Source organism: Mycobacterium sp. RTGN4 (genome assembly GCF_033804635.1).
Taxonomy (GTDB): Bacteria; Actinomycetota; Actinomycetes; order Mycobacteriales; family Mycobacteriaceae; genus Mycobacterium.
Genome location: NZ_JAPZLB010000009.1, coordinates 295,018 through 303,892, shown reverse-complemented (window position 1 = coordinate 303,892; position 8,875 = coordinate 295,018). Strand labels below are relative to the sequence as shown.

The 8,875-nt window shown below is 66.1% G+C and carries 11 protein-coding genes and 1 pseudogene; 6 read left to right on the top strand and 6 right to left on the bottom strand.

What is annotated here, in order from left to right:
• The 6 genes and pseudogenes from SLQ30_RS21290 to SLQ30_RS21265 all read left to right on the top strand — a co-directional run.
• Nucleotides 1-228: pseudogene (locus SLQ30_RS21290) on the top strand (hypothetical protein); the annotation flags it as partial.
• An 86-nt stretch (nt 229-314) separates the two neighbouring features.
• Nucleotides 315-815 carry a YkgB family protein gene (locus SLQ30_RS21285; protein WP_319448013.1) on the top strand — a complete coding sequence of 167 codons (501 nt, stop codon included), beginning with the start codon at nt 315-317 and terminating at the stop codon, nt 813-815.
• Nucleotides 816-845: 30 nt separating this feature from the next.
• Nucleotides 846-1,481, top strand: a complete 636-nt coding sequence (locus tag SLQ30_RS21280) for an RNA polymerase sigma factor (RefSeq protein ID WP_319448014.1) — start codon at nt 846-848, stop codon at nt 1,479-1,481.
• Between the two features lie 5 nt (nt 1,482-1,486).
• Nucleotides 1,487-1,711, top strand: coding sequence for a zf-HC2 domain-containing protein (locus SLQ30_RS21275; protein WP_319448287.1), 225 nt, complete (start codon nt 1,487-1,489; stop codon nt 1,709-1,711).
• Between the two features lie 79 nt (nt 1,712-1,790).
• Nucleotides 1,791-3,194: an aldehyde dehydrogenase gene (locus tag SLQ30_RS21270; RefSeq protein WP_319448015.1), complete on the top strand. Its 1,404-nt coding sequence runs from the start codon at nt 1,791-1,793 to the stop codon at nt 3,192-3,194.
• 4 nt (nt 3,195-3,198) lie between these two features.
• On the top strand, nt 3,199-4,056 hold the full coding sequence (locus tag SLQ30_RS21265) for an SDR family NAD(P)-dependent oxidoreductase (RefSeq protein ID WP_319448016.1): 858 nt from the start codon (nt 3,199-3,201) through the stop codon (nt 4,054-4,056).
• Here the strand turns inward: SLQ30_RS21265 and SLQ30_RS21260 are convergent.
• The 6 genes from SLQ30_RS21260 to SLQ30_RS21235 are packed head-to-tail and all read right to left on the bottom strand — an operon-like array spanning nt 4,053 to nt 8,838.
• A complete protein-coding gene (locus tag SLQ30_RS21260) occupies nt 4,053-4,592 on the bottom strand; it encodes a carboxymuconolactone decarboxylase family protein (RefSeq protein WP_319448017.1) in 540 nt (179 codons plus the stop codon). The two genes, SLQ30_RS21265 and SLQ30_RS21260, sit on opposite strands and share 4 nt — an antisense overlap.
• Nucleotides 4,589-5,434, bottom strand: a complete 846-nt coding sequence (locus tag SLQ30_RS21255) for a TauD/TfdA family dioxygenase (protein WP_319448018.1) — start codon at nt 5,432-5,434, stop codon at nt 4,589-4,591. The genes SLQ30_RS21260 and SLQ30_RS21255 overlap by 4 nt, the downstream gene beginning before the upstream one ends.
• Nucleotides 5,435-5,459: 25 nt before the next feature.
• Nucleotides 5,460-5,795: a hypothetical protein gene (locus SLQ30_RS21250; RefSeq protein ID WP_319448019.1), complete on the bottom strand. Its 336-nt coding sequence runs from the start codon at nt 5,793-5,795 to the stop codon at nt 5,460-5,462.
• Nucleotides 5,796-5,797: 2 nt separating this feature from the next.
• Entirely contained in the window at nt 5,798-7,045 is a 1,248-nt protein-coding gene (locus SLQ30_RS21245) for an aromatic ring-hydroxylating dioxygenase subunit alpha (protein WP_319448020.1), read from the bottom strand.
• A 22-nt stretch (nt 7,046-7,067) separates the two neighbouring features.
• A complete protein-coding gene (locus tag SLQ30_RS21240) occupies nt 7,068-7,808 on the bottom strand; it encodes an SDR family NAD(P)-dependent oxidoreductase (RefSeq protein ID WP_319448288.1) in 741 nt (246 codons plus the stop codon).
• 10 nt (nt 7,809-7,818) lie between these two features.
• Complete coding sequence (locus tag SLQ30_RS21235; protein WP_413468110.1) at nt 7,819-8,838, bottom strand: 2Fe-2S iron-sulfur cluster-binding protein; 1,020 nt, start codon at nt 8,836-8,838, stop codon at nt 7,819-7,821.
• Nucleotides 8,839-8,875 lie beyond the last annotated feature (37 nt).

Here is an 8,875-nt window from a genome sequence, read left to right as displayed (position 1 = left end):
CCCCATTTGGACACCGGCCAAGCCCGCACCAACTTCTACCACCAACCCGAAAAACTGCTCCAACCACCCGACGACCCGCAACCCCCACCAACAGACCCAACACCCAAGCCCCACAACGACATCGGCGAATCCGAGCCGTTTGACCCCTGGGCACCCGACGACAACCCCGGACACCCCGCAACACCCGGCGGACCCGCACCACCACCACTAGACGACCCATGGGGCTGACACGGTTTCCAACCGGAGTTGCACCGCGTGTAACGCCGCGGCCGCCGCCCGACACTGCACTTCCGACGACACCGGAAGGATGCAACATGACCACCATCGAGGATCAGCCCAGCCCACGACTCGCCGCGGACTCCCCCGTCGCCCGCGTCGGGGCCGCACTCGCGAGATACGGCCTCGTCGTCGTGATCGGCTGGATCGGACTGCTCAAGTTCACCGGCTACGAGGCCAAGGGTATTGAGCCGCTGGTGGCCAACAGCCCATTCATGAGCTGGATCTACGACGTCTTCTCCGTGACGACGTTCTCGACGTTGCTCGGGGTCCTCGAGGTGGCGACCGCGGTGTTGCTCGCGGTCAAGCCATGGTGGCCAAGGGTGTCTGCGGTGGGCAGCGTGCTCGCCATCGGCCTCTTCGTCGCCACCATCAGCTTCCTGTTCACCACCCCTGGAATCGGCGAACCTGCCGGGGGCGGCTTCCCAGCGCTCTCCATGACCGGCCAGTTCTTGATCAAAGACGTTGCACTGCTTGGCATCGCGGTATGGACGTTCGGCGACGCGCTGCGCGGGGTGCGGATCGGCCGTCGTGGCTGAATCACCATGCAGAGCGACCATCACCTCGACATGACGACGATCGCGGAGGACGACGGCGCCATGGTCGCGGCGCTGCGGGCGGGCGACGAGGCGGCCTTCGCCCGGCTGGTCGACCGTCATGCGCCGTCGATGCTCCGCGTGGCGCGCGGATACGTCCAGACCCATGAGCTGGCCGAGGACGTCGTCCAGGAGACGTGGATCGCGTTGCTCAAGGGCATCGACAAGTTCGAGGGTCGATCCTCATTGCGCACTTGGCTTTTCACCGTGCTGATCAACATCGCCAAGACCCGCGGAATCCGTGAGCGCAAGGACGTGGAGGTCCAACTCAAGGCCTTCGTCGGCGACACGGTCGACCCCGCCCGCTTCCGTCCCGCCGGGGACGAGTGGCCCGGACACTGGAAACCGAACGAGGTCCCAGCGCCGTTCCCCGAGACGCCAGAGGGCTCGCTGCTCGGAAACGAGTTGACGGCCGTCGCGCTGCACGGGCTCGACGGACTTCCGGAACGGCAACGCGTGGTCGTCACGATGCGCGACATGCTTGGACTGGATTCCGACGAGGTGTGCAAACTACTCGACATCAGCGTCGCCAATCAGCGTGTGCTGCTTCACCGCGGCCGCGCCGCGGTGCGACAGGTGCTCGAGGACTACCTAAGGGGTGTGGAGTGAAGCCGATGGACTGCAACGAACTCGTCGAGCTCGTCACCGCGTACCTGGACGAATCGCTGGACTTGGACAGCCGGTCGCGCTTCGACCTGCACCTACTGGAATGCGACGGCTGCGCAAACTACCTGCAGCAGTTCCGGTTCACCGTGACGACGGTCGGCAGGATTCGCGGCGACGACCTGGATCCCGGGTACCGGGCGCGGCTGTTGAGCGCCTTCAAGGACTGGCACTGAGCGCGAGTACCGGCGCGCTGCCAGATATGCTCGACCGAGCCTGTCACAAGTAGTTGATATTGCTCGGTTAGGGGCCGTGATGGATCAGCACGTCATCGAGGTGGTTTCGCCGCACACCGAGGCGGTCATCGCCGAAGTGCCCGCAGCCGGGCCGGCAGCGGTCGACGCGGCCGTTCAGGCGGCGCGCACCGCCTTTGACTCCGGGCCCTGGCCACGACTGACCCCCGCCGAACGCATCGCCACAATCCGTCGACTCGCCGAGGTCTACGCCACCCGCCGCGGCGAAATGGCCGAGCTGATCACCTCAGAGATCGGCGCACCCATCAGCTTCGCCAAGCGCGCCCAGGTCGGGCTACCCGCGATGATGATGGGCGCCTTCTGCGACCTCGCCGATACCTATACCTGGCAGGAGTCCCGCGCCGGGTACTACGGCTCGGACATCCACATCCGCAAGGAGCCAGTCGGCGTCGTCGCCGCGATCGTGCCGTGGAACATGCCGCAGTTCCTCACCGTCACGAAGTTGGTGCCTGCCTTACTCGCCGGGTGCGCCGTGGTGCTCAAGCCTGCGCCGGAATCGCCGTTGGACGCACTCCTGCTTGGCGAAATGCTCGCCGAGGTCGGCCTGCCGCCCGGTTTGGTGACGATCCTGCCGGGCGGTGCGGACGTCGGAGCGCAGTTAGCGAGTCATCCTGGGGTGGACAAGGTTTCGTTCACGGGTTCCACTGCAGCAGGCAAGGCGGTCGCCGCGGCCTGCGCGCCTCAGCTCACCAAGGTCAGCCTGGAACTCGGTGGCAAGTCCGCCGCCATCGTGCTCGACGACGCGTCGCCGGAGACCGTCGCGGCCGGGGTGCGCTCGGCCAGCCTGTCCAACAGCGGGCAGATCTGCAACGCGCTCACCCGCATACTGGTGCCCGCTCACCGCCAAAGCGACTACGTGGACGCCCTCGCCGCAGAGTTGGAGGCGCTGGTCGTCGGCGATCCGACCGATCCGAAGACCCAGGTCGGTCCGCTGGTCAGTCGCAGGCAGCAGGAACGGGTGCGCGGATACATCGACGCGGGCCAACGCGACGGCGCGCGCGTCGTGACCGGCGGCGCGCACATGCCCGACGGTGTCGATCGTGGTTGGTACGTCCGCCCAACGCTTTTCGCCGACGCCACCAACCAGATGAGCATCGCCCGTGAGGAGATCTTCGGCCCGGTGTTGACCGTGATCGGCTATCGCGACGAAGCCGATGCGGTGTCAATCGCCAACGACTCCGACTACGGGCTGGCCGGCTCGGTGTGGACCGAAGACACCGACCGCGGACTCGAGGTGGCCGCGGGCGTGCGCACCGGCACGTTCGGCGTCAACCAGGGTTACACCATGGACCCGTTCGCGCCGTTCGGCGGCGTCAAGCAGAGCGGCTACGGCCGCGAACTCGGCCGTGAAGGCCTCGAAGGCTATCTCGACGCGAAGTCGATCGCCGTGGCGAAGGGAGCGTAAGGGTTTGAGCACGCTGAGCTTTGAGGGACGCGTCGTCGTGGTCACCGGGGCGGGCGGCGGGCTGGGCCGCTGTCACGCCCTGGAGTTCGCCCGCCGTGGCGCACAGGTGGTCGTCAACGACGTCGGCGCCTCCGTCGACGGAACCAGCGAAACCCCTTCGGCCGCACAGGCCGTCGTCGACGAGATCGTCGCCTCCGGTGGTGCGGCGGCGGCCAACACCGACTCGGTGGCCACACCCGACGGCGGACGGGCCATTATCGCCACAGCCGTGGAGGCCTTCGGGCGGGTCGACGTCCTCGTCAACAACGCGGGCATCCTGCGCGACGCCGCATTCAAGAACATGACCGCGGAGCAGGTCGACGCCGTCATCGACGTCCACCTACGCGGTGCGTTCCACGTGACGAGCGCCGTGTGGCCGGTCATGCGCGAGCAGAACTACGGCCGCATTGTCATGACCACCTCGGGCTCAGGGCTTTTCGGTACCTTCGGCCAAGCGAACTACGGCGCCGCGAAGACCGGGCTGGTGGGCCTGATGAACGTGCTCGCCATCGAAGGCCAACGCAACGGCATCCTGGTCAACGCCATCTCACCGATCGCCCGCACCCGCATGACCGAGAACACCATGGCCGATCTGGTGAAGGACGCCAGCCCCGAACAGGTCACGCCGGTCGTGGTGTTCCTCGGTCACGAGCAGTGCGATCGCACCGCCCACATCTACCGCGTCGGCGGCGCCCACGTCTCCAGGGTCTTTCTCGCCGAAACCGCGGGCATCGACGAACCCGGGTTGACCGCCGAGTCGATGGCCGCCAACATCGAGCGGATCGACGACCCGACCCAGTTCACCATCCGCGGTGGCCCCTAGCCCTCTTCTTCGATGCCAAAGGTGTTGACCGCCATGCCCAACAGCGCGTAGGCGCCGATGGTGAACACCAGGTCCATCCGCTGCTGATCGGTGAAATGTCGGCTCAACGCGGCCCAGGTAGTGTCCGAGATCGTGTTGTCGTCGACGAGGTCGTCGACCGCATTCAATACGGTCCGGTCCACCTCGTCGGTGGCCTCCCCACGCCGAATCCCGTCGATGTCCTCGTCGGTCAGTCCGGCTCGGTGCGCGATCGGCAGGTGGTGGGACCACAGGTACTCGCAGTCGCGGCGGTGGACCACACGCAGCAACGCCACCTCCCGAACCCGCTGCGACAGGGTCGATTTGGTGAGCACGTAGGCGTTGAACGTCAGGTAGGCCTGCGTGAGGTCGGGGTGTCGCACCATCGTGGCGAGCACATTGCCCGCATCGCGCGGGTTTGCCCGCTCCGCAGGCAACAGTGGGCGCAGGGCCGAACGGGTCCGGTCGTCCCACTGGTCTTCGGGTAGCGGGTCCAGCCGTCGCGGGCGCTCGCTCACTGAATGGGCTCGTTGCCGAGCACGGTGGTGCGCAGCATTTCTCGCGGCGAGTCCGGGTCGTAGGGGGCCGCGCGGTGCAGCACGCCCTGGTTGTCCCAGATGACGGTGTCGCCGACCGACCATCGGTGGCTGTACACCTTGTCGGAGCTGGTGGTTCGCGCGAGCAGGTCGGCCAGTAGCGCATCGCTCTGGGCGGACTCCATGCCGACGACGTAGTCGGCGGAAGCACCGAGCACCAGCGACTTGCGGCCGCTGCGGTGGGTCCAGACCAGTGGATGTTCGTGCGTGGGTCGAGCCCGCCACCGCGCCAACGTTTCCGGGGTCGGATCCGGATGGACCCGCCGTTGCGAGGCCTCCAGGGAGTGCACCACGCGCAGCGACTCGACGTGCCTGCGCTCCGCCGCACTGAGTTCTTCGTAGGCCGCGTACGCGTTGGCGAACTCGGTTTCCCCACCGTGTTCGGCGACCTGGACGGCCGACAGCACGGTCGCCTTCTGCGGGCACTCGTCGCTCGTCGGCGTGCAGCCGTCGATGTGCCAGTCGAACGTCGCCTTGAGGTAGGCCGCCGACGCGTTCTTCGACTTGTCCAACGTGATCGGATAGATACCTGACACTGGGTGCTGCCCGTCCGCGGAGCGGTCGACCGCTCCCAGCCGACCGCAGAACTCGACCTGCGCCTCCGGTTCCAGGTGGAGCCCGCGGAACACCAGAACTCCATTGTCCTCCAACGCATCCAGGATCGCGGCACCGAGACCGTCATCGGTGGCCAACCTGTCGGGGTCGACTCCGATCACTTCGGCGCCGACCGACGCGGTGAGCTTGTTGATGGTCAGCAGACTCATGGCTGCCCTTTCGTGTTGTTAGCGTTCACGGCCGCGGTTCGCCGGTGCGGATCATGACGGCGTCGGCCGCGTCGACGGGTGCGGGTTGGTGCATGATCTCCACCGCCATGGCGACCATGACAAGCGAATAGATCAGGTGCAGCAGATTCAGCGCATCGTCCGGCAGATCCTCGAGCGAGAACTTGTCGCAGTATTCGATGGCATCTTCCAGGCGGGGGAAGAACGCGTCGTAGAACTCCTGCAGTGCCGGCATCTTGCTGGCCAGGCGCTGATCCCAGCGTTCGGTTTCCGTTGCCAGGCACCAGGTCTGCGCGTACGGCTCCAATTCGGCGAACGCGCTTGGCAGCAGGGCATCGGCCATGCTCACACCCCCGCCGGAACGGACTCGTTCCGATACCGCTCTACCCAGTCGACGGCGACCTTGTGGAGGTGGCGCACCAGGATCTCCTGGTCGTTGAGCGGGAATTCGTCGACGACGTCGTACTCCAGTGCGGCCTGCGTGCCGCCGAGCATGCCCGCATCTTGAAGTGCGAACTCCTTGAGCACCACCGCGGCCACCTCGTGTTCGATGCGTTCGCGGACCGTGCGCGCCGGACTGAAGTAGGTGTAAGCCTCGAATCGGTGGGTGTTGTGCGAGGTGGGCCAGTACCGGTAGAGCAGATACCACCCGCCGTATATCAGGATCTCGATGTTCGGGAAGATCTGAAAGTTACTGATCCCCCACGGTTCGATGCCCCCGGGGTTCAGTGCGGCAGTGGGTAACTCACCGAGGTCGGGGGTGCGCCACGGACCCACCAGTCCGCTCTGCGTAGCCCGTTCGATGGGGTACATGTACTCGTCGGCCAGCAGCCAGCGGCGTGTGCCCGCGGTCGACACCACGCGGTGCGGACCGTCGAGTTGGAAGTGTCCACACGTGAAGCTTGCGTTGGGATCTCGCACGGCCGACGGCACCTGCTGGGTGTGCAGCGACGGCACGTGGTAGTACTCCTGGAACGCGTCGGCGAAGATCTTCCAGTTGCTGTTGTTCTCGGCCACCCAGTCGTAGCGTTCGGTGAGCTTCCCGAACGGGTAGTCCTCCAACGCGGTGACCATCGGGCCGAGGAAATCGCGCAACCCCTGGCTGGGCTTCGCGTCGAAGTTGATGAAGACGAAGCCGGCCCAGACGTCGCAATGCACTGGAATAAGGCCGTATTCGTCGACGTCGAGTCCGAAGTAGGCTCGGTCGTTCGGCACCAGCGTCAGCGCACCGTCGAGGCCATAACGCCAACCGCAGTGTTTGCAAACGAGTTCGGCGCAAGCGCCCTGGGCCTCGGACACCAGCTTGTTGCCCCGGTGCCGACAGATGTTGTGGAACGCGCGGATACGTTCGTCGTCGCCCCTGACCAAGAGCACCGAGGCATCCGCTGCTTCGAGTTCCTTGGTGATGAAGCTGCCGACGTCGGGCAGGTCTTCGACCCGGCAGACGTTGAGCCAGGCGCGCTTGAAGATCGCCTCGCGTTCGAGTTCGTAGAATTCGCGCGACGTCGAATCGCGGAAGGAGATTGGGCCGGTCCCCAAGTCGGGATAGTGCTGCGTCCAGGATCCCTCAGCCGGTTTGGGCCAACTCGTCATTGGAACCTCCCTCGTGTCGGTGTCACATCACTGCCCCGCCGTTGACTCCGAGCGTCTGGCCGGTGATGAACCTGGCCTCCTCGGAGCACAGGAAGCCGACTGCGGCGGCGATGTCATCGCCGGTGCCCAGATACCCGACCGGAATGTTGCTCGCCATCTGCTCATTCGATGGAAGAAAGCCGTCGGCCTGGCCCTGGTGCTGCATGGGCGTCTCGATGCCCGACGGCGGAATGTTGTTGACGGTGATGCCCGTGGTGGCGTACTCGCGGGCCAGCGACTTGGTCAGGGTCAGCAGTGCCCCCTTGGAAGCCGCGTAGTGCGCCGCGAACGGGGAGCCGCGCTGGGCGCTGGACGACGAGATCATGACAATGCGGCCCCAACCGGCGGACACCATGTCGGGGATGGCGACCTGACAGGCGTGGAAGGTACCGGTGAGATTGACGTCGATGATGCGCGCCCAGGACTCTGGCGTGATGTCGGTGAAGTTGGAGAATCGGAAAAGACCTGCACTGGTCACCAGGATGCCGACCGGCCCAAGCTCGCTGCGCACCTTGGCGAAGGCCTCGTCGACGGCAGGCCGGTCGGTGACGTCGGCCGCCACCCCGAGCGCGGTGACGCCGTCGCTGCGGAGGTCTTCGGCAACCCGTTGGGCCGCTTCACCGTTGACGTCGAGCACGGCGACCTTGTGCCCGCGTCGACCGAGTTCGTGACACGTTGCTTCGCCCATCCCGGAAGCCCCGCCTGTAACCACCGCGACCCGCATCATGCCGACCTCATTCGTAGACCACCCTTATCGTGCGGCTCGTCGGCAGTGACTGGCACGTGACCACCCAGCCGTCGGCCACTTCGTCGTCGTCGAGCGCGTCGTTGTTGAGCATGCGAACGCTGCCCTCGGTCACCTGTGCCATGCACGTTCCGCACGAACCCGTTTCGCATGACGACGGGGCCCGCAGGCCCGCCATGCGCGCGGTCTGCAGCAGTGTGTTGCCTGCCCGATAGGGCACCGTCACGGTCTGCCGGTCCAACTTGATGGTCACCTCTTCGGTGACGACGTCGCCGTCGGGGACAGGTATCGGTGGAGGTGAAAACCGTTCCAGGTGCACCCGCTCGCGCGGCACCCCGGCGGCGAGCACGGCGGCCTCCACGGTGTCCATGAACGGGCCGGGCCCACAGATGTAGTAGTCAGCGTCGGCGGAATCGGCGCTGAAGGCGGTGACGTCGGCGTGCGAGACCACCCCGCCCCGATCGTCGAGATGGTGACGCAGCGCCAACCGATCGGCATGTCCGTCAACGAGTTTCGCCAGTGCGTCGGCGAATATCACCGAAGCCTGATCGCGGTTGGCATAGAACAGCCGCGCGCGCCGTGGCGTGCCGACCAGCGCGGTCTGCAGAAGCGAGAACACCGGCGTGATACCGCTGCCGCCTGCGAATGCCACCAGTTCGCGCTCGGTGTCCGCGAGCACGAAGCGGCCTTCGGGCGGTGCGGCGTGCAACTCAGCGCCCGCGACTGCGGTGTCGTTCAGCCAGTTCGACACCACCCCGTCACGGTCACGTTTGACGGTGATGCGCAGGTCGGTCTCCGTCGGCGAGGAAGACATCGAGTAACACCGGCGGTGCTGCTCGCCGTCGACCTCCACCAGGACCGTGAGGAATTGCCCTGCGCGGTAACGGAATCGGTCCGCATGGCCGGTGGGGACTTCGAGTACGAGGGAAACGGCGTCGGGCGTTTCGCGGATGACCTGCTTGACCTGGAGCGGCACGAAGCCGGCCTCGTCCACCGCAGTGGATGGCATCTCACTTTCCGTCGCCGATTGCATCCCAATCATAATA